This is a genomic window from Legionella feeleii (assembly GCF_001467625.1).
Taxonomy (GTDB): domain Bacteria; phylum Pseudomonadota; class Gammaproteobacteria; order Legionellales; family Legionellaceae; genus Tatlockia; species Tatlockia feeleii.
In genome coordinates this window covers 49,891-71,778 of record NZ_LNYB01000008.1, presented here as the reverse complement: position 1 = coordinate 71,778, position 21,888 = coordinate 49,891, and the positions used below count along the sequence as shown (strand labels likewise).

Sequence of the window (21,888 nt, the reverse complement as noted above, 5' to 3'; positions counted from 1 at the left end):
ATAGTAACGATTCTTGCCCCAGAAGGTCAAGACATAGTTAGATTAGGAATCCAAACCAACCATTAACGATAAATATCAAGCCAGGCACATCAGCCTGACTTGCTTAATAATTATTCGCTAACAATTATAACATCTTGTGCTTTGAACCCTTTGGGACCTTTATCAAGAATAAAAGTTACTGAATCATTTTCATGTAAGGTTTTGAACCCAACACCTTGAATATCTTTGTAATGCACAAATATATCATCGCCCTGTTGATTGACGATAAATCCAAATCCCTTTTTTTCATTGAACCACTTAACATGGCCAGTTTCTCTTTGCGACATTCACTATCCCCTTCTTAAACTCTTCTACCTAAAGCGGTAGGGCAAACATTTCAGCATCCACGCAGTTCAAATTGCGGGCAACTATAAAAGAAATGCCGCAAATACCTCTTAATTTGCGCTACAATGGATACATCACAATGCTTGAGTGCCCAAGCATTCTGATTAGCATAACAGTTTTTTATTGATTGTTAACGATTTTTTTTAAAATCTTCGAATTAAGCCTTTATGCTTATCAAGTATCTTACTTTGAATTGATTATTGAATGCGGATTTGCTTGATTTATTTTATAGGATGTTAAAATGGATAATTATAAAGAAACGTTTATTCGCTTAGCCCTCGATTGCCAAGTCTTAAAGTTTGGTGAGTTTACATTAAAATCTGGTCGCCTAAGCCCCTATTTTTTTAATGCAGGACTGTTTTATCAAGGTGAAGCCCTGCGTCAACTCGGTCAATTTTATGCCAAGACATTAATAAAACATCGTATTGATTTCCAACATTTGTTTGGTCCTGCCTACAAAGGCCTACCCCTTGCAACTGCGACAGCTATCGCCCTTGCTGAACTAGGAAAAGATATAACCGTTACTTTTAATCGCAAAGAGGCTAAAACGCATGGAGAAGGAGGACAACTCATAGGCGCTCCCCTGCATGGTAATACAGTCATTATCGATGATGTCATCACAGCGGGCACAGCCTTTCGCGAATCACAAGCTTTAATTGCCGAAAACGGCGGCAAGCTTACAACCGTTGTTATTGCCCTTGATCGCTGTGAACGTGGGATAACGAATCAATCTACTCTTGCGGAAATTGAGGCGCAAGGTATTCGCGTATTATCCATTATCACCTTGTTTGATTTAATCAACTACTTGCGCCAGCATGGGCAATCTAAAGAAGTGGAGCGTTTGCTTGCTTATCAATCTCAATATGGTATTAATTAATTTCATCCCCTGAGCACTATACTGCCAGGGGATTTTAACTGGCTTAGTAAGCAGCAATATCAATCGTTTTCATTTTATGATTAATCTGTTTACCACCTCTTAGCGTTGTTAGAGTTATTTTTTCACCCACCTTGATATCAGTAAACAGATTATAAAGAGCATCATAGTTTTTCACCGGGTGGCCATTTAAAGCGACAATAATATCGCCAAGATGCATACGACCCAAATGATCCCTCCCAGTTCCACGCAGACCTGCCAAAGCAGCAGGCGTATTGGGTATCACATCTGCGATTAAAATACCCTTACTCACACCCAGACGTTGCGCTATAGTTGGTTCAACTCGCTGAATACCAATACCAGATAACACAACCCGGCCATTTTTGATAATTTGTGGAACAATCCGGGCAATATCATCAGCTGGTACGGCAAAACCAACACCAGCTGACGAACCAGAACTTGAATAAATGGCTGTATTTAAACCTATCAAACGCCCTTTACTATCTAATAAGGGCCCACCCGAATTACCAGGATTAATAGAGGTATCCGTTTGAATCATATCTCGTATGGCCACACCCCCAGCTCCAGGAACTTGGCGCCCTAATGCAGAAATAACACCCACAGTCAAACTATGATCCAAACCGAAAGGATTGCCTATCGCAATTGTTTTTTGTCCTACCATTAAATCGTGAGTATGAGTCAATTCAAAAGGTACATAAGATTTTAATAATTCCAATACTTTCGGCGAGCTAATAGCAAGCACAGCAATATCCTTACGAGGCTCGGTACCGATTACTCGAGCAGGAACTGTTAAATTACCAATACTGACTGCCAAACGCTCTGCGCCATTGACCACATGAAAATTGGTAACAATATGACCTTTTGCATCCCATATAATCCCCGAACCAGCACCAGCTTTCACTTGCATATGCTCGTAAGAGCGTTTCACTGTTGCCAGGCGATGTACATACACTACTTTGGGTGAAAATTTCTGAAATATTTCAACTGTATTACGCTCATTCGGCAATAACTCATCAAGCGTTGTACTATAAGAGGGGGATCCAGCAAAAAACACACAACCACTTAAAAATAACGTTAACAACTTACATCTCATTATCAAACTCCATTCCTACTGCGCCAGTTAAATGCTTACGAATACGTTGACGCTCTACTAATTTATCAATTACCACTTGAGGGAAATCAGTAATGGTAATCACATTTTTACTGATTAATATTTCTATTAAATCTTCCAATACACGAATTAGCTGTAAATCTGATTGTGTTAATTTAAAACGATTCTCTTTATCGCAGCGATTAAGAAATTCCAGTACTTCTGGAGCATCCATATCCATTTGCTCAGTACCAGCAGCTGACCGTGCATAAAGTGCACATATTTTACCTTGCTTATCTCGCTTAATGTAGACCACTTGGCTCATCCTTTAGGTTAGTTGATCTAATTATACTCATTTATAATAGATAAATAAAAATACCAAGATTGAATACCAACAATCACAACCGTTGTTAAGATGGACATTATAACACCAATTCGAGATTATTTTCACCATTCATCATACAAAGGTATTTTTTTATTTTAAGCCCTTAATCTACTTGTTAATAAACTAAACCGCGCGCTCATGCTTACAGAGCTTTCATAGCTTTATCACTAAAATCATTAATGCAAATGAATCAATTGGCTGTGAGTATTAACTGCAAAATAATGGCAAAAATCCTGATATGACTCAACGTCAGGCCATTCCTCAGCGCTATCACACATCCGTAACATTTCGGCTTCAAAAATGGGGCGGTAATAGTGTTTAAGAAAAGGTTTCACATCTGCCAATTTGGCAAAATTTTTAATAATCACTGTGGCGTTTTCAGCAAGGTGAGATAAATTGATGCGTTCTAAAGCGGTAACAATCTCATTTTTCTCGTCCACAGTAGTTCTCATCCACTTCAATAATACAGAGCGAGGTTTAATGCGTAATAACTGCCGCCCCTCAGCAACTGAAGACTCCATAAGAACTATTTGTGAATGCAACTCAAATTTGAAGCAACATAAAAAATCGAGAAAAGTACCTTCAATCCGACTGAGGATGTTTTTCCCTGCCCAACGACTTATTTCATATCTGAACATGGCAGGGAAATGGCGCTCAATCTCATTTAAAGTAGCTTCTTCGCTATCTTGTCTCGAAATGACATAAGCTGTATTGTCAGTTTGTAGTAGGCTTAATTCAGGCAATTCCAGGTCGGGTAATTGCGATGACAGGAATGATAAAAATACAGCCGTTGGTTTAAGAACTATAATTTCCCATTCACTTCGTTGCATGACGCTCTCCTTGACTTTATTGACTCATCCTGAGTACAACTTAAAAGCACAAATCAACGCCCTTTCCCACTTTTTTCAGGGAAGGCTATCAGATTAAACTCCTTGTAAAATAATAGCAACATCCAATATTGGTTTTTTTTTAATCGTTTTTAACTTGACATGACCCGCATTATGTATATGCTTGCCATTTTATCCCCAATTATTCGAACATGAAATTCTTAAAAAAACTGGTTACTGGCTTAGCGCTTCTTCTTGTAATCACTGTCATCACTTTATGGGCATTAGCAAAATCAATAAAGCCCGAAACAGTCAAATCCTATGTCAGCTCCCAATTGAGCACCTTGACCGAACGCAAAAGTCTCGTGAATGGTGATATTTCCTGGCAGATATTCCCTCGCCCTGGTATTAAAATTACTGGTGTGCAGATAGGGAATGAAAACGATAACGCAAATTATTCAGTAACACTGGAAAACCTTCTTTTTCATTTGAAAATCACTCCCTTATTACGCGGTAAATTGGTTTTTAGCGAATTAAATGTTGACGGTTTCCACGTTACTATCAATCCAGATTCTCAACCACCAGCTAAACTTAAGAAAAACAAACAAAGTAATAATGGTGCAAAAACCAATAATATGACGGAACAATTTGCTATTGAGCGATTTTTATTAAGCCGTGGTCAGATTGTTATTGTTCAAAATCAGAAAAAAATAATTTTTTCTGGCTTACAGATAGGAGCAGAACAGTTTAATCTGCAGAAAAAGTCTTTCCCTCTCCAGTTAAAAACAACACTCGATGTCTCAGAGGCTAATGAACCTCTTTTAAAAGCACATATTACTTTCAAGGGTAGTAGCGCCCTATCAGCGTCTTTATTTAATAATCCTGTTATGGCACTGCAAAACCTTCCCCTGGAAGGTCAATTGTCCTTACAGGATGTTCGCCTTAAAAAGCTAAAAATAAATAAAATTAGTGCCAATGCAAAAACCAAGCTTGGTGTTTTTCATTTAAATCCTTTAACTTTGAGTTTGTATAATGGCCAATCCGTTGGCGATCTTCGTTATGAATTTGCCAGCAAAAAACTAACTGTTAATCAAACTGCTACCAATCTTGATAGTAGTAAACTCCTTTATGACCTAGTTAAGAAACGTTTATTTAAAGGCAGTGTGGATTTCTCCATCCATGCTCAAACCAATATGCAAGACGCTAACTGGCCAGATCACACCAGTGGTAATGGCAGCCTAACAATCAAAGACGGTGTGGTTGAATCAATTAATCTTGATAGAGTTATTGATGAAACAAGCAATAAAATCAACAAATTAATGACCAGTAAAAAGAAAGATGCAAAGCAAGCCCTGGAATTAGGTCAATTTGATGATCCTAATATGTTCAAAGGAAACACACGTTTTGAATTACTTACTTTCCAATATCAACTCCAAGACTCTACGTTGCAAAGCAATTCCCTGGTATTACAAGCCGAAAAATTACAATTAAAAGGGGAAGGTATACTGAATTTAAAAGACTACAATCTCGATAGTCATCTGTTTGCAAAAGTTGCTTTAACCGATGAAAAAGTAGAAAAAATTCAACAGATTCTGGGTGGCAGTTTCCCTATTTTAGTTCAAGGCACTTTAACAAAGCCTATTGTTTTACCCGATTTAAAAAAAATTAATCCCATATTGACCAAAGCTTGGCTCAAGGAAACGTTGGTGAAACCTGTTGAAACCATAGTAAAACCGGTTAAACAAATTCAACAACAACTTCAAACAATCATTTTTAGCGGTAATAACCGTGATACAAGAGCAATTCAGTAATCCATTATTGGCATGGTTTGATTTGCATGGACGCAAAGATTTACCTTGGCAACATCCACGCTCAGCTTATCGAGTGTGGGTTTCTGAAATTATGCTGCAGCAAACTCAGGTTAAAACGGTCATACCTTATTTCAACCGTTTTATAGACAGTTTTCCCGATATTTGGCAGTTGGCTCAAGCGCCTGAAGATCAGGTTTTAGCCCATTGGTCAGGATTAGGCTACTATAGCCGAGCCCGTAACCTCTCTCAAACGGCAAAAATTATTTGTGAGGAATATGCAGGTGAATTTCCTGCTACTTTGGCAGAACTGGTTGCCTTACCCGGTATCGGCCCTTCTACCGCAGCAGCCATTGCTTCACAAGCTTTTAATCAACCAACAGCTATTCTGGATGGTAATGTCAAACGTGTCCTATGCCGTTATTTCCTAATTGATGGCTGGCCTGAACAGAGTGCTGTGAAGCAACAGTTATGGCAACTGGCCCATCAGTGCATGCCCACACAACGTTGCGCCGATTATACGCAGGCTATTATGGACTTAGGCGCTACTTGCTGTACAACCAGACAGCCTAATTGCGCTTCCTGTCCAGTAAGAAAGACCTGTCTGGCAAATATTCATGATAAGACTACTTTGTATCCTCAAAAAAAATTAAAGAAAAGCCTGCCCGTCAAGCAGCAACAGTTTTTATTACTTTATACGGACAATAATAAAATTTACCTTGAAAAAAGACCGCCATCCGGTTTATGGGGAGGGCTTTGGTGCCTGCCAATCATCGATAACACTGCAACTTGCCCCAGAGACTATATAGCAAAACACTATGCCTTAACGAGTCAGCAGCCTACAGAGTTACTAACACTTAAACATAGCTTTAGCCACTTTCATTTATATATCAAAGCATTAGCGCTGAAAACAACCAGCAAGAAAAATGTGCTTAACGAATGCCCGGGAAACTGGTTCGCTGCAACTGAGCTCAACCAGCTCGGACTTGCCAAGCCTGTTAGCGATATCATTAATCATTTTTTACTACAATCAGGTATCTAACATCCAACTCATTTCGGTAACATCACTGATTTATTCTCATCCGTTTATTACGTACTATCAAAAGAAAGGGAGGCCACTGTACAACTTAGGCAAAGTATCTAATCACGTATCACATAAAAGATGACGTTGCTTGGCAAGCCTAATAATTAACAAGTTAAAAGAAGGTTTGATACAGGATAAACCAGCTTTAACCTGTATCATTACTCTCTTAATGTGGCCCGCTGCCAATCTCTGGTGGATCCTCTTCAAGAGAATCTGAAGGACGAGGCCCTGTCTCGTATTGCTGATTATTAAAAAACAAAAATGTTGCAGCTTGTTGGAAAAATATTTTTAACTTACTCCAGAGATTGACTAATTTTTCTGCCAACATGCCAATAGTAGTTAACTCTTCCCCAATCTCTTTGCGCGGTTGCTGCTCTGATTCGAGGAGAGTAGAAGCTAATTGGTTAAGTGCTTGGGTATTTTGTGGATTAGCTAATACTAGCGCCGTAGCTTTTTCAATACTTTGGCATTCCTCTTCAGTTAGCATACCTCTCTCATGAGCAAATGCGGCTTTTTGGCGTACCGCCTCAATGCTACCCTGCAATTCGTCCATGACTTCTTTGATCGCTTCGCAAGCTATTAATTTGTCTGTAATCTTCTTTAACTTATTATGCATGTCAGACAGTTCTTCATCACTAATAGCATACCCTAAATTCTTCAATGCGGCCTTCATAGAGGTAATTCGAAGGACTTGTTCTTGCAACAAAACAAAATTGGATGTGAAGAATACAAGATCAGATTGTTTAAAATCGGTGATTTCTTTAAGTTTTACATCCACGCGTTCATATAACGCATTAAAGGCATCTAACTCGTCTACACAATGTTTAGCATATTTATTAACAATTATTTCTTGCTTTAATTTTTTAGCGGAAAGGTCTTTCCAAAAATCATAACTGTTTGCTGCGTCAATAACTTGTGCCTGCAATTTTTCCTGTAAAGCAACATCTGGTGGCTCTTGTTTCATTGCCCAACGTAATTTGAGTAACGCATAAAGATGAGCATCTCTTTTTTCTGGATCACCCGTATAAAAATCCATAGGCACATCCTTGATGAGCCCCTTTACAGCCATTTCCTCAAGTTCACTATCATATTTTTCTGCAAAAATATCATCTAAGGCTTTAGAAAGCTTCTCATCGACTGCATGAAGATGGGTTAGTTCCAAATCAATCAACTTTTTCACACAGAGCTTGTGCTGTATATCAAAGTCTTGTAATTCCGATAAGCTAGCACCAGCATCTACCCTTAAATCAGCAACAGCCAATTCAACTTCCTTGTAGAGTTTTTGCATTTTTTCATCATAGGCAAAACGCTTATTTGCTGAATCACTAATCTGAATTGAGCTGTAATAACGATTAAAATCAACAAGTTCAATCTCAAAGATACCAGCTTCCCTGGATTCAAGCGCTTCAAAACCACCTTCTTTTTGTTGATAGACACGTCCCGTACTACCCCAGGGATTTCGCATTTGGACATAACAGACTGGGCGTGCTGACTGCTCTCCCTTCGCATTAACAACTATTTCTTCGCGGGTAACCACTTTTAATATCGTATAAGCGTGTCGATTACGGAGACCTGGCACAGCTTCATCGAATTTGGACGGAGTAGAAGCGGTTACCAGACAACCATCTGCTAACGCTTTCTCTATCGCGCGGAATTGTTGAATTTGATCGACCTGGTAATAGCCTGAAAAAGGATCGCGCTCCCCCCGAACAACATTCGTTTCAACGGGTACATCGATATAATTAAAGCAATGCTTGATAAATTGCTGTGCATCTGGGTGGGTGCTACCTATAAGGTCGATTAATTTCAATAATTTAGTTGGCTCGGTATCCTTTGAGGCAAAAATCTTGTCGCATTCTGCTTTATTGTCAAAATAAAACAATAGATAATCTTTATATTCCTTGTACGCTGTGAGAGAGTCTGTCATCTCTTCATCAGGAATCGTCATTGCGAACTCTGTTCGTAAAGCATCAAGAGCAGGTGATGAAGGACTGTCCTTATACATGTCGACAACTTTATCCATATTGCATAATAGATAAACCGCCTTATTAAGTCCCGTCTTGATTGTGCTTTTAATAAACTCTAAATTATCAGCTTCTATAAACTGGGGAATATTCCAAGGCTGTTCGACTTTTTTACCAACCTTTTCGGAGCGAGTATTTATTCCGGTTAAAATCTTAGTTGCCGTCGCTGAAAAACCACCTTCATTGAATACAGAACTGATAGACGCATCTACTTCTCCGTCATGTCTGGTTTGCATGGTGGCATAAGCTGATTCCAATACATGCACCCATAAAGCCTTATGGCCACTTAATGCACCGCTCTGATCATGTATGACCGCTGTAGTTATCCGTTTATACACTGGCTCTAAAGTTTTTGGATTAAATAATCTGACGGTTGTCGTACCGTCATTATTTTGCACCATCATCCCACGCAGAAAGGCAGCACCATTAGGCTGATTTAGGATGGCTTGTATTGAAGCAAGTAAAAAACAATCCGGAATTTGTCCCTGATTAATTTCGCTTAATGAAGGTGAACCCGGATCTGGAAATAAAGACTCAACACTACGCTCATAATGCTCATCAAAACGAAAACAAGAAGTGGAGTCAGTCGTTGTATACGTATAAGTTTCCCCACGTACAATATCACGTTGACTTTCTGGAAGTGATTTATCAGCACTCGCCGTATTATCGCTAAAACAGGTTATTTTGAATCGCGGCTCTTCATTAGGCACATCAAGATTGAGTGGTTGAATAATAACTCGAGTGCCTTTTTTAAGTTCGACAGGTCCCTTACCATTATCAACGCTAATACTTTGACTCAAAGACCCACGCACTCCAGGAAAAACACGCTCTACCCGTTTATCAGTAGCAGAAATATGCAAACCACCTTTTTTTACTCTGGTACGGGGCATGATTTAAAACTCCAAGCAGTAAAATAAAAAATTTATTCTTAATGATAACACAAGTGACTATTTTTTATTCATTTAACGACTATTTATTGTGTTCAGAGCGAAATAAAGTATTATCAATATCCAAGAGTTATTGTGAAACAGCACGAAAGAAACAGCATGACGATATTATTTGCTCTGGTGATTAGTTTTATTGCTTTACTATGGTCCGCCAATCATTTGGTTAGCGGCGCATCAGGTATTGCCCACTATTACCGGTTACCCCCCTTATTAATTGGTTTGACGTTAGTAGCACTAGGCACTTCTGCGCCTGAAATTATGGTTGCTATTAGGGCATCTATAGAAGGTTTACCTGAAATAGCTATTGGCAATGCCATCGGTACAAACATTGCTAATATTGGTTTAGTACTTGGTATAACAGCTCTTTTAAAACCGCTTAGGGTACAACCAACTTTATTGCGTCGAGAATACCCTCTCCTTTTTTTAGTCATGCTTTTTGCCTATTCACTCATTATCGACGGCTATCTTGGCGTTTTGGATGGTTGCTTGTTTTTATTAGCTTGCATCGCTTTAATCACTTATTTTATCTATATAACGCGACAAGAGCGCCCACAAAAACAATTAACAATCGCCTTTCAACAAGCAGCACTTCGTAAACATTCGCTAAAAACCCATACTATCCACTTGGTTTTGGGCCTCATTGTTTTACCTCTTAGCGCTAAGTATTTAATACATAATTGTGTTGAACTTGGGCACTGGTTAGGAATTAGCGAACTGGTTATTGGCCTGACCATTGTTGCGATAGGAAGCAGTTTACCGGAGCTGGTTACCTCAATTATCGCAGCATTTAAAGGGGCTGACGATATTGCCATTGGTAATATCCTTGGTGCCAATATGTTCAATTTAATTGCCGTTATGATTTTTCCTGGCATTATCCATCCTGCAGCAATCAGTCATGCTATCTTGTGGCGCGATGTTCCAGTTATGTTTATAACAACGTTAGCTCTTCTATGGCTCAATTACCGTCATAAGAAAAAAATTACCCGTTGGCAAGGCGGCATATTAATATTGATTTATTGTTGCTATATGCTCTCACTAGTTATTACTGCCATAGGCTAGGCGTGTTGATAGTTCGCTAGCCTTTGGCCTGGATAGTAGAAATTCAACAGACACTAAATATGTTTGCCCTGTTTATAGATGACAAGTTTTGCTTGGCGTCTTAATATGTCAGCCGCAACTTTGGCCTCAGGCTGGCCTGCATCAGCAGCCCGATTGATCCAATACCAAGCTACTTTGCGGTCTTCGATAACCCCTTGGCCATAATAGTACATATAGCCTACGGCGTATTGCGCATCTGGCTGTCCCTTTTTCGCCTCAGGTATTAGGCGAACAAAAGCCCGTCGATAATCCTGTGCCTGAAAACTGCGGATCCCTTCAGTTAAATTTACATTAGTTACACAAGCCGTCGCAGTAAGTATCAAAATAAAGAGCAAAATTGTTCGCAATGCAAAACGCATAAGCTTATTCCTCAATTAACGGCTTTGCAGGAGCTTCGAAGATTAATTCATTTTTAGGTAAACTTAAACTCTCAAGAACCCCCTTATGCAAAACCACTACTCCTTTTTCTGTAATTCGCTTGATTATTGCGCCCCCGGGCAAGACATCACCCACCACATAGGTTTTTTGCCCTCCTCCACCAGCACGAATAATAACTTGCGATTCCTCCTCTTTAGTCGCAAACATGACTCCTACCACTTCGGCATCCAGCATGGATTGTTTAATATCAGCATCAGCTAAATTGGTTGGGACATAGTCTCCAAACAAAGCGGTTTTAAATAAGGGTGAATCCTTACGCAAATCAGCCTGTGTCGGTACAAAATTGGTTTGTGGCATTACCATTTGTTTTTTTTCATTAAATTGAAAAGCAATAACGAGCTCCCATACAAATAAAAAAAAAGTCAGCGCAAAAATACAGATCGCCACCATTTTTTGCGGCTCATTGGTAACGAATGTAGGAAACTTGATCTGTTTTGTTTGCATAATTCAAATTAGCATGGTTTTTGCCTATCACTATATGCACTAAAACAAGCAAAGACAAGAAAGGGAGTAACCATGCACTCTTCTAATCAAGAGCAACCCCATATCCAGTTAGCCATTATGTCACGTTGGTACGTTGTTTCACGGGCCATCCATGCCGTGGCAAAACTTGGCATTGCTAATCACATGTCCTTAAAACCAATCAATATTAATGAACTAGCAGAGCGTACGGGAACAGTCCCTGAATTATTAAATCGACTATTAAAATTTCTTAGCGCTTACGGTCTTTTTAATTGCGATGGCAACAGTTATTCGCTAACAAGTTTATCAATGCCTTTACGTGACGATGACCCTCATTCTGTCCGTGATGTTTTGTGTATGGTGGATGACAGTTGGTGGCAATCTTTTGCTCATCTTGATACCAGTTTAAAAACAGGAAACTCTGCCTTCTCTCATCAACACAGTGACAGTTTTTTTAGTTTCCTCAGTAAACACCCTGAGAAACAAGCCAATTTTGATCGAGGCATGGCAAGACTATCTACTTTTGATGATGAAGCAATTGCTACAGCCTATGATTTTTCGAAGTTCTCTCACCTGGTTGATATGGGGGGAGGTCGGGGAGGATTAACCAGGGCCTTAGCCCGTCATTATCCCAAATTACAATTAACTCTTTTAGACACAGCCGCCGTCATTGAGCAATTAAGAAACACAGATTTTCCACCACAGATAAAATTAACCGCTGGTGATTTTCTGGCTCAAATACCACCGGCAGATGCTTATATTTTTAAAGGTGTCCTCCATGATTTCAACGATAATTTCATGCATGAGATTTTGGCAAACTGCCATCAGCAAATGACAAAGAGTACTTCTCTTTTCATTGCGGAACAGGTTATGCCTGACAGCCCTGCTCCTCATCCCAATAAAACAATGGATATTGTGATGATGGTTCTGTTAGGGGGCAGGCAACGCACACTTAGCGAATGGCAGCAATCTATAGAACCTTCCGGTTTTGTCTTTCAAGATAGTTACAAAACAGATACCCTCTTTACTCTGATGGCTTTTAAACCCAATTAAGACAGGACTGAAGGAATAGGCGTATAAATGCATTAGTTCATATCAAAGATAATGTAAAGATGAGGTTAAAATGTGGCGTGGATCATATTTTTTTTTCAACTGTAGCCAGTCTCCATAGGCAGGGCCAAAATGAGTTTGCCAATAATTTTTGGCTAGCTTTTGCCCCAAATAACCTGAAAGATAACGCTTTCCACCTTGTTGCAAAAAGTGTTCATCCAGAATAGTCATAGCCTGCAAACAGCTAGGGAGCAAAACAGGATTCACACCCGGGTTTAAAATCATTAGAGCGCAAATGTCTTTACTATCAGGGAGCATTAAAAAACCAATACGCCTCTCATTAGCTAGTGGCACAATTTGCAGAACTGTTGCATAGTGAATAGGCAATTGCGTAAGTAATTCCTCGAGATCCCTGGATAAAACAGAAGTCGGGATAAAACATTCATACCAGGGATGAAGTAAATCCCATTGTCCAGTTAATTTCATTACTTCAAAACGAGAGTTGTGGCGATGGAGATAAGAATGAATCGACTCATCCTGAATGTGAATCGTTTTCCAGGGCTTTAAATGCTTGCTAACAGCATTTAATTGTGGTGGTTTACTGTCATATTCGAGTGATATATGCAAAGCAAAAAGCCATTGGGCAAAGGGTAAACGTTTGCCTTCTGCCGTTAATTTAGCACCCTGTAAGGAGGGGGAGCAAAAAGCTTCCACGTAATCAGCACCAGATTTAATATCAGCAAGATCATGAAGCCATTGATTCTTATCAAGATACACTAAGAAAAATGTTCTAACCTGTTTAAGACAAGGACGTAATTTGATACAAGCCTTGGTTATGACGGCAAAACGTCCTTGCCCGGAAAGGCAGGCATGAAACAATTCAGATTGCTCATCAACCTGCGAGGTCTTACCATCAGCCGTAGTTACCTCTAAGGCTTTAACATGAGAACTGATACTACCGAATTTAAAAGAAGAAGAACCTACTCCTCCTGCCGAAAGTACCCCGCCTATCGACAAATTGCAATTATAAGGTAGCACATAAGGAATCTGTGCTTTTTTCAGAGATACCTCTACTAGTGAAGACCAAGTTGCATTTGCCTCAACCCAGATACTAGCTTGCTCATGAGTTTGAACATGATTTAATTGCTCTAAATGCATAATTAAACTACCTTGCTGCGCTAGTGCCTGTCCTCCTTGACTCAAACCATTTCCGCGAATAGTCACGTTGAGATTATGTTGATTCGCATAGGCTAATACGGACTGAAGTTTTTTTATTGAGGACGGAATACAAACTGCTGATGGGATAACCTGATTTAATTTACCGAAGTCTTGAGCGTAGGAAGCAAGCGCATGCTCATCACTGAGCATCGCTTGTCCACTCTCTTTCTCACACTGCTTTATCTGAGACATACTCCAAGGCATTGGCTGCATTTTGTTGATCCCTCTGTTTAGCCAATTCTAGTCGTTGGTTACATGCAAGAATTAATCCATCAAACATCTTGTTAAATGCATCGTAACATCTATCAATCATCTTCAAGGCTTCACGACGTACATTGACCGGAACAGGTATTGCAAACAATTTGCGCTCCATTTCCTCCTCAAATAAGGCATGAGCTAATTCGACTTCAAGATGTGAACTCGAAAAGTACTTCAGGTTTTTATCTTCTCCCGCTTTCTTTACCTGTTTAGCTACTTTCTCGAAAAACACATGCCCAGAAGATTCAAGGGTAAGCAATAAAGCAATATTTAGTATTTCATCGTCTGTCTTATAGATTTCAGACATGATTGCATAGGCCGCATCACGAGTGAGTTGTGATTCTTTACTATAAAGCCAAGCCACATCATCTTTAGTGCATGACTTATCGTTACACAAACCACCCATGTATTTTTTATCATGTAAAAACCATTTTTCATGTCCTGCGTCTTCAAGACGATGGTGGCGAGCAACCTTTTTCAAGTAAGGGTCAGTAACCCGCTCTTCATTCAGACGTAAAATATCTTGGAAAGTCATTGCCCAAAAAGTTAATTCAGGGACAAAATAGCTGATTTCTTCTAAACTATTTAATTGAGTTAACACTTCAAAAAAAGGATGTCCCATGAATTCTTGTTGTTTGGAATCAATATAAGTTTGTATAGTTTTCATGGTAGTTGCCTCCGAGGCACGATTAAATTGGTTGGACAATTCATGTGTTGCACACCTCGTGCCAAAAAATTACCCTTTCTAATCAAAATAAATCCAAACAAAGATGTTTTTTTTCTTTTTTGCAGGAGAAAACCTCGGAAAGCGACAGAAAAATGTCCCCGACTCTGACTTAAACGACAAAAAATTGACCAAATACTCATTAAATTTTAATGAATTTTCTCAACCAAGCTTAAATTCGCCAATTTTTTGTCATATTTTTCCATTAACTTCTCTACTTCAGACCAATCTATCTCTTCTATACACCTCGCTTTTAAACAAATTTCATCCAGAAGCTCATTTTGCAATGAGCCATGTGCCTTTGCCTCTGCGTAGGGCGTATTGGTAAACATGACTAATACATGCTTTGAAACATAATGTGGATACCGATGCATTAATTCCTGCTCTGTTTGTTTTTTTAAATTAAATTTTGCATCACGAATATCTGTTTGAATTTCATGGTAATTAGCCATTGACATCTCTGCTACGGCATCAGTATTAACCTTACGTGAATTAAAAAACGCAGGCATTACTTGCTGCCAATCATCATCGTATTGATCCAAAAGCACGTTAAGAACACGGCAATCTTCAAAGGCACTATTCATTCCCTGACCAAAAAAAGGCACTATTCCATGTGCTGCATCACCAATCAATAAGCAATGATCTTTAAAATACCAAGGCGCGCATTTAATTGTACTTAAATTACCCGTTGGATTATGGATAAATTCATTAATCAAATCCGGCATTACCTCATAGGCATCAGGGAAAGCTTCTCTAAAAAAAGAATTGATAGCTTTCTCATTATTGAGTTGGGCAAAGCTATTTTTGCCTTTATTAGCCAAAAATAAGGTGCCGGTAATTGAATCATCACGATTAGGATTCCCAAGGAGCATAAATGAATCTCGAGGCCAGAGATGTAAATGCTCTCGTATAAAATGGCGAGAATGCTCTTTACTAATAGACAATTCTTTATAGCCGTGAGGTAGAAATTCCCTTGATGCAACAATAAGTTGTTCCTCCTCAAGGACTTCGCGCACTTGAGAAGCAGCTCCATCAGCACCAATCAAGATATCATAAGGTTTGGATAAATGACTTTTATCGGGAAGCTCGAAATACGCTATCTTGTTATACAGATCAAGCTTTATCAATTTTATATCAAAATGCAAATGGATCCCTGAGGTTTGCTCAGCTCTGTTAAGCAATAATTCATTTAGGCCGCTACGCTGAATAGCGTTAATATACTCTGTGTTATCACGGCCAAAAGGCTGGTATTTTATTGTGCCATTTTGCTCGTGAATGGCTCTAGCACGCATCGGCACCATGAGCTTTTCAACTTCAGGCATTAAATTCACACCCGCTAAACCGGTAATGCCACGACAAGATAAAGCCAGATTTATTGAGCGCCCTCTTTCAATTTTTGAGACACGTAAATCGGCTCTCGCTTCAAATAAATCAATTTCATAACCGCGTCTGGCAAGGTACAGTGATAGTAAAGCCCCTGCTAATCCAGAACCAATTATGGTTATGCTTCTCATCATGTCTCTCCGTTGCCTGAGCTTAGACTAATGAAGCCAGGCTTGTGCACCAGCCTCATCCATCCAAGATTCATCATCCTTGATAACTCCATCATTATCATAGGCAAGTGACGTTGGGTTTTTAAAAATGATCCCCATATGAATTACCCTGCTTAAGCTACAACCGCATACATCCCCCTGTCGTTAAACGACCGACCAGTACAGGTATTAATCCTTCTATATAAAATACCCAGCAAAAATCATACCTTTCCGGTTATTTTTAGATTTTCAACGAATAAAATTACTGGTGAATTTTTTGCAGGGAACCCTGAAGAAATAAAGACTTGTCAACGGAAATATAGCCCGAGAACGGGTAACTTAACGCTGTAATAGCAGTTAAATAAAAAGTGATAACCAAAGTCAATAAAATATGCATATATAATTGCATGCTATGCCTTCGCAAACTCAATGCGTTTAACAAAATTAATACAAACGCAACAAAAAAAATAAATATATACCAGGCAGCAGGAATAGCACTTTTTAATAGACTTAAACGATGATTACGCAATTCCATTACCGCATTCAATGCTGAAAGTATTTCACTGTAAAAAGTCTGGGTAACTGTTGTTTCAGGAGAATAACTCTGAATAATAGTATACAAATTAGATAGTAATTGCGGGATATCAGCATCTTGTTCGCCATATGCCATTGCTGGCCACTCTTCTTCTGCCACTTCTCTTGCATATTGCTCAATAGCCTCTTGCAATCCCTTAGCTACCGAGGCGGGAAAAACTCGACTTCCTTCCCACATGATTGTCAATTTACTTCCCTCATCAACAACAACCTGTTCTGCAGTTTCGTAATTCTCCCATATCAAAAACAAGAGAAACCCTAGCAAAATACTATACACCCCATTGACTAAACCTAAGGACATACTAACTGCTTCATCAAAACGATCATCCTTTAATCTTTTTGAGGGCACTATTTTCGTAGCAATCACATAGGCTACAATGGCAAACCCAACATAAATAATTGATATAAAAAAATAAAATACAGTCGGATGTAAGGTATTAACGATAGTGCGAAACATTTGCTTCCCTTTTTCCTTATATACAATCTTTGGTACCAATCTCGCATAAGCTCTGTTAAAAACCCGGAAAATTTTCTAAATAATCTTTCAATGCTGCAGCTGTATTTGGTGGTTTAAAATAATACCCTTGGGCATAATCACAACCATGAGCCACCATGAAATCCTTTTGTAATTCAGTTTCTACTCCTTCTGCTAATACCTCTAAATTCAAACTGTGACCAAGATTAATAATTGCTCGGGCAATTGCAGCATCATTTTCCTTATTGGACAGTTCACTAATAAAAGAGCGATCTATTTTCAATTTATTGACGGGAAATTGTTTTAAATAGGACAAACTAGAGTAACCTGTACCAAAATCATCAATTACTAAACTCGTACCCATATCTTTTAGCTGATACATCGTCTCAACAGCATGTTCAATGTCATCAACCAATAAGCTTTCCGTTAACTCTAGTTCCAGGAATTTTGCTGCCAATCCTGTCTTCGCTAAAACATCCGCGACTATTTCGGGAAGCCTGCTCTGCCGAAATTGACGACCGGAAATATTGACAGCGATCCTTAAATCCTTAAATCCTTCTTTATGCCAGCAAATCGCTTGACTACAGGCTTGTTCCAATACCCATCGACCGATATCAACAATTAGACCGTTTTCTTCGGCCATACCAATAAACTCGATAGGCGAAACCTGTCCTAAAAGATGACTATTCCAGCGCAATAATGCTTCAAACCCAACTATGCATCGTTTTCTGAGATCAATTAGGGGTTGGTAAACGAGATAAAACTCCTTTTTTTTCATTGCATCCCGCAATGCATTTTCCAATTGCATGTGATTAATCACACGCCTATTCATTTCCGGCTCAAAGACACGGTAATTATTTCGTCCACTGTCTTTGGCATGGTACATGGATAAATCAGCATTTTTCATCAACGACTCATAGTCAAGACCGTCTTTTGGATAATAACTAATACCAATGCTGCCAGTAATTTTTAAGCTGTGCTGATCAACTTGGAACGGCTTTTCAATAAGATGCAGAATTTCTGATGCCATTTGCTGGGCTTGTTGTTCGCTGCTTAATTCTGGCAAAAGAATAACAAATTCATCGCCCCCTAATCGAGCAACCGTATCAAAATCATTCGTAGCAATCAGTAGACGATTAGAAACAGCCTGCAGTAATTTATCCCCCATACTATGCCCTAACGTATCGTTAGTCATTTTAAAGCGGTCTAAATCGAGGAACAGGAAGGCTAAAAGAGATTTCTTCTTCTTGGCCTGTAAAATAGCTTGCTCTACCCTATCCATCAACAACACACGGTTAGGCAATTCGGTCAAGGGATCATGCGTTGCCTGCCTGACCAATTGCTTTTCCATATCACGACGCTGGGTGATATCGTTAATAATACAGACGTAATGCCTGATTTTTCCGAAAGAATCACTGACTGGTGCAACACTTAATTCACACCAGAACATTTCACCATTGCGGCGATAGCTTTCTAACTCAACAGTTTCCTCTCTTTGTTCTCTAATTGCGAGGTTAATACGCTTTTGATTAACCTGATCAGCCTTTGTTCCTTGTAAATGAGCCAGGTTTTGGCCGATGGTTTGTTTTACGTTATATCCAGTGATGCGTTCAAAGGCTTTATTAACATAAATGATAGGCTGATTAGGCTTGATGATATCGATAATTGCTACACCATGGCTACTAGCCTCAATTGCACGCTCGCGAATACGTAATTCATCCTCTGACATCATCCGCTGAGTAACATCACGAAAACTATATACTCTGCCCACAATTTCTGACCCTACACGCTGCGGCTGGGTATAACGCTCAAAAATACGGCCATCCTTAAAATGTAATAACGGCAATTCCCCTTGCCAGTCGGGATTTTCATAGAGATATTGGACATCGGCTATCACAGATGCAGGATTACTTAATTGTTCTAAAATGTATTCAAAACCAATACTTTCAGTACCAGACTCAAGCATATGGGAAGGAATACGCCACATTTCAACAAATTTTTGATTCCAATCCACAACCTGGCCTTTACCATTAACCATCATGATGCCATCAGCAGTAGATTCCAAGGTTGCCCGTAACAAAGACAGGGATTTCTCCAGCTCAATATTTTTCTCAAGTATTTCGCTTGTTTCGATTTTAATATTATTGGAAAGAGGAGCATTAATGGAGCGCTGAAATTCTGGCTGCGTGTGGTACCATTTTTCCAGTAAGGAAGATAACTCTGGCGTCAGTGAAGGAATACCTAACTCTTCACATACATTAGTTAAAGACGGCTCCTTGCCGCGTCGTTTTACCGTTTCGGCAGCAGAAGCAACTTTTTCATAATCTATTTCTTGCCTAGGCATGAATCCCTCACTAAAATAGTCCTCATTCGCGTGGGTGATTAAGCATAAAATCCTTAGCTAACTTCATGATTCAACACAGTTCATTATGAATATTATATACTGCTCCTGTGCTTTTTGCCCGTAGGCTTAACTCAAAGAAGGAATTTTTAATGGCCTCCACTCACTTTGACACCCGTGCAATTCATGCAGGACAAGAACCAGATCCAAGCACTGGCGCTGTGATGACACCTATTTACGCAACATCAACTTACCGGCAAAGCGCTCCGGGTATTCATCAGGGGTATGAATACTCGCGGACTCACAATCCAACGCGAACGGCGTATGAAGGTTGTATAGCCAGTCTTGAATCAGGTCAACGTGGTTTTGCTTTTGCCTCAGGCATGGCAGCTATCAATACCGTTATCGATTTACTGGATGCTGGTGCCCATGTTATTGCAACAGATGATCTCTATGGCGGAACTTTCAGGCTCTTTGATAAGGTAAAAACACGCACTTCCGGTTTATCTTTTTCCTTTGTCGATATGTCAGATATCAAAAACATTGAGGCAGCCATTCGTCCAGAAACCCGGATGATTTGGCTTGAGACGCCCTCAAACCCCATGCTAAAACTGGCTAATATACGCGAGATTGCAAAATTGGGTAAACGACGCAACCTCATTACTGTTGCCGACAATACCTTTGCCACTCCTTGGATACAACGTCCACTTGAACTTGGTTTTGACATCGTCTTGCATTCCGCAACCAAATATTTGAATGGCCACTCTGATGTAATCAGCGGTGTTGTAGTAGTAGGAAATACACCTGAACTGGCTGATAAAATAGCTTTTTTACAAAACTCTTGTGGTGCCGTAGCCGGACCTTTCGACAGCTTTTTAGTATTACGCAGCCTCAAAACTCTCTCTTTACGTATGCAAAGACATTGTGAAAATGCACTTGCGCTGGCTAATTGGCTGGAAAAAAATCCTAAAATTTCCAAGGTTATTTATCCAGGTTTGGTAAGTCACCCACAGCATTTTTTAGCTAGAGAACAGATGCATGATTTTGGCGGTATGATTTCAATGGTTATTAATGGTGATTTGGATACTGCCAAACGCTTTTTATCGCGTTGTGAGCTATTTACCCTGGCGGAAAGTCTGGGGGGAGTAGAAAGCTTGATTGAACATCCTGCTATAATGACTCATGCTTCAGTACCAGCAGAAAAGCGCAGGGCATTAGGAATAGAAGATGGGTTTATTAGACTTTCGGTTGGTATTGAACATATAGACGATTTGATCGCTGACTTAAACCACGCTCTGAGTTGATGTGTAATGGAGTATATAATGAATTTTATAAAAAAATCAGTCAATCAACTACATGCTATCTTCACAATCATTCTGTTAACTTTTTCTACTATTATCTGCTTTATACCTATTCTTTTTCTGGGATTATTAAAGCTACTTCCAAATCTGCGATGGAAAACTTTCTGCACCAAGATTGTTGATCGCATCGCCATGATCTGGAGCTCTTCTAACAACGCTTATATTAATTACACTCAAAAGGTAAAATGGGAGGTAACCGGTTTAGACAATCTAAATTGTAAAAACTGGTATCTTGTGATCGCCAATCATCAAAGCTGGCTTGATATTGTTGTACTGCAGCGTCTTTTTAATCGAAAAATACCCGTTTTAAAATTTTTTATTAAAGATCAACTCAAATGGATACCGCTGTTGGGCTTCTCTTGGTGGGCAATGGGCTGCCCTTTTATGAAACGTTATTCCAAAGAATATCTGGCCAAAAAACCTCATAAAAAGGGTAAGGATATCCAGGCAACCCGCAAAGCTATCAAATTATTCAGACATACACCAGCAACTATAATGAGCTTTGTAGAAGGCACACGCTTCACCCTGCAGAAAAACAGGCAACAAAAATCACCTTATCAGCATCTCTTGAAACCCAAAGCCGGTGGCATTGGTTTTGTGATTAGTACTATGGGCCAACAGTTTAACAGTATCCTGGATGTAACTATTATTTATTCCTCTAAGAATCATTCCCTCTGGGATTTTCTCTGCCGCAGAGTCAATGCAATAAAAGTACATATTCGCCAATTGCCAATTCCCAAACAATTTGCCAATCCCAATTTAGTTGATGACGATAAGACACAAACTGAATTCAGGAATTGGTTGAATGCTAGCTGGCTTGAAAAGGATAAGCTCATCGCCAGTTTAAAATTCAAGTAACGGAGAAAAGTACGTTAGAGATATGGCATAATACT

19 protein-coding genes are annotated in these 21,888 nt (G+C 39.4%); 7 read left to right on the top strand and 12 right to left on the bottom strand.

Annotation, left to right across the window (positions count from 1 at the left end; translation table 11 throughout):
* Positions 1-110: 110 nt before the first annotated feature.
* Positions 111-326, bottom strand: coding sequence for a cold shock domain-containing protein (locus tag Lfee_RS01030; protein ID WP_058443420.1), 216 nt, complete (start codon positions 324-326; stop codon positions 111-113).
* 299 nt (positions 327-625) lie between these two features.
* On the opposite strand from Lfee_RS01030, the gene pyrE reads away from it, so the two are divergent.
* Positions 626-1,261 carry an orotate phosphoribosyltransferase gene (gene pyrE / locus Lfee_RS01025; RefSeq protein ID WP_058443419.1) on the top strand — a complete coding sequence of 212 codons (636 nt, stop codon included), beginning with the start codon at positions 626-628 and terminating at the stop codon, positions 1,259-1,261.
* A gap of 43 nt (positions 1,262-1,304) precedes the next feature.
* Here the strand turns inward: pyrE and Lfee_RS01020 are convergent, their stop codons facing one another.
* The 3 genes from Lfee_RS01020 to Lfee_RS01010 form a co-directional block, all read right to left on the bottom strand.
* Positions 1,305-2,372, bottom strand: a complete 1,068-nt coding sequence (locus Lfee_RS01020; protein WP_058443418.1) for a S1C family serine protease — start codon at positions 2,370-2,372, stop codon at positions 1,305-1,307.
* Positions 2,362-2,694, bottom strand: a complete 333-nt coding sequence (locus tag Lfee_RS01015) for a hypothetical protein (RefSeq protein WP_238584843.1) — start codon at positions 2,692-2,694, stop codon at positions 2,362-2,364. The genes Lfee_RS01020 and Lfee_RS01015 overlap by 11 nt, the downstream gene beginning before the upstream one ends.
* A gap of 236 nt (positions 2,695-2,930) precedes the next feature.
* Positions 2,931-3,584: a hypothetical protein gene (locus Lfee_RS01010; RefSeq protein WP_058443417.1), complete on the bottom strand. Its 654-nt coding sequence runs from the start codon at positions 3,582-3,584 to the stop codon at positions 2,931-2,933.
* A 209-nt stretch (positions 3,585-3,793) separates the two neighbouring features.
* Between Lfee_RS01010 and Lfee_RS01005 the strand changes: the two genes are divergently transcribed.
* Both Lfee_RS01005 and mutY read left to right on the top strand, forming a co-directional pair.
* Positions 3,794-5,392, top strand: a complete 1,599-nt coding sequence (locus tag Lfee_RS01005) for an AsmA family protein (RefSeq protein ID WP_058443416.1) — start codon at positions 3,794-3,796, stop codon at positions 5,390-5,392.
* The gene (gene mutY, locus Lfee_RS01000; protein WP_058443415.1) at positions 5,364-6,431 is read left to right on the top strand and encodes an A/G-specific adenine glycosylase; all 1,068 of its coding nucleotides are present in this window, start codon (positions 5,364-5,366) and stop codon (positions 6,429-6,431) included. Before Lfee_RS01005 ends, mutY begins: the two co-directional genes overlap by 29 nt.
* 208 nt (positions 6,432-6,639) lie before the next feature.
* Here the strand turns inward: mutY and Lfee_RS00995 are convergent, their stop codons facing one another.
* Positions 6,640-9,387 carry a C2 family cysteine protease gene (locus Lfee_RS00995; protein ID WP_058443414.1) on the bottom strand — a complete coding sequence of 916 codons (2,748 nt, stop codon included), beginning with the start codon at positions 9,385-9,387 and terminating at the stop codon, positions 6,640-6,642.
* Positions 9,388-9,543: 156 nt separating this feature from the next.
* Between Lfee_RS00995 and Lfee_RS00990 the strand changes: the two genes are divergently transcribed.
* Entirely contained in the window at positions 9,544-10,503 is a 960-nt protein-coding gene (locus Lfee_RS00990; RefSeq protein WP_058443413.1) for a calcium/sodium antiporter, read from the top strand.
* A 53-nt stretch (positions 10,504-10,556) separates the two neighbouring features.
* Here Lfee_RS00990 and Lfee_RS00985 read toward each other — a convergent pair whose 3' ends face one another.
* Both Lfee_RS00985 and Lfee_RS00980 read right to left on the bottom strand, forming a co-directional pair.
* Entirely contained in the window at positions 10,557-10,901 is a 345-nt protein-coding gene (locus tag Lfee_RS00985; RefSeq protein WP_058443412.1) for a tetratricopeptide repeat protein, read from the bottom strand.
* Between the two features lie 4 nt (positions 10,902-10,905).
* The gene (locus tag Lfee_RS00980) at positions 10,906-11,424 is read right to left on the bottom strand and encodes a type II secretion system protein N (protein ID WP_058443411.1); all 519 of its coding nucleotides are present in this window, start codon (positions 11,422-11,424) and stop codon (positions 10,906-10,908) included.
* Positions 11,425-11,496: 72 nt separating this feature from the next.
* Here Lfee_RS00980 and Lfee_RS00975 point away from each other — a divergent pair, with 72 nt between their 5' ends.
* Positions 11,497-12,495: a methyltransferase gene (locus Lfee_RS00975; protein WP_058443410.1), complete on the top strand. Its 999-nt coding sequence runs from the start codon at positions 11,497-11,499 to the stop codon at positions 12,493-12,495.
* Between the two features lie 42 nt (positions 12,496-12,537).
* Here Lfee_RS00975 and Lfee_RS00970 read toward each other — a convergent pair whose 3' ends face one another.
* The 5 genes from Lfee_RS00970 to Lfee_RS00950 all read right to left on the bottom strand — a co-directional run bounded on the left by Lfee_RS00970 (position 12,538) and on the right by Lfee_RS00950 (position 19,637).
* The gene (locus Lfee_RS00970) at positions 12,538-13,923 is read right to left on the bottom strand and encodes an FAD-binding protein (protein ID WP_238584842.1); all 1,386 of its coding nucleotides are present in this window, start codon (positions 13,921-13,923) and stop codon (positions 12,538-12,540) included.
* Positions 13,880-14,635, bottom strand: a complete 756-nt coding sequence (locus tag Lfee_RS00965) for a hypothetical protein (protein WP_058443409.1) — start codon at positions 14,633-14,635, stop codon at positions 13,880-13,882. Before Lfee_RS00965 ends, Lfee_RS00970 begins: the two co-directional genes overlap by 44 nt.
* Before the next feature lie 206 nt (positions 14,636-14,841).
* On the bottom strand, positions 14,842-16,206 hold the full coding sequence (locus Lfee_RS00960) for an FAD-dependent oxidoreductase (protein ID WP_058443408.1): 1,365 nt from the start codon (positions 16,204-16,206) through the stop codon (positions 14,842-14,844).
* Positions 16,207-16,486: 280 nt separating this feature from the next.
* Positions 16,487-17,275, bottom strand: coding sequence for a bestrophin-like domain (locus Lfee_RS00955; protein WP_058443407.1), 789 nt, complete (start codon positions 17,273-17,275; stop codon positions 16,487-16,489).
* 55 nt (positions 17,276-17,330) lie between these two features.
* Positions 17,331-19,637, bottom strand: coding sequence for a bifunctional diguanylate cyclase/phosphodiesterase (locus Lfee_RS00950; RefSeq protein ID WP_058443406.1), 2,307 nt, complete (start codon positions 19,635-19,637; stop codon positions 17,331-17,333).
* Positions 19,638-19,786: 149 nt separating this feature from the next.
* Here Lfee_RS00950 and Lfee_RS00945 point away from each other — a divergent pair, with 149 nt between their 5' ends.
* Entirely contained in the window at positions 19,787-20,938 is a 1,152-nt protein-coding gene (locus Lfee_RS00945) for a trans-sulfuration enzyme family protein (protein WP_058443405.1), read from the top strand.
* Positions 20,939-20,956: 18 nt separating this feature from the next.
* A complete protein-coding gene (locus Lfee_RS00940) occupies positions 20,957-21,853 on the top strand; it encodes an acyltransferase (protein ID WP_058443404.1) in 897 nt (298 codons plus the stop codon).
* The last annotated feature ends 35 nt before the right edge of the window (positions 21,854-21,888 follow it).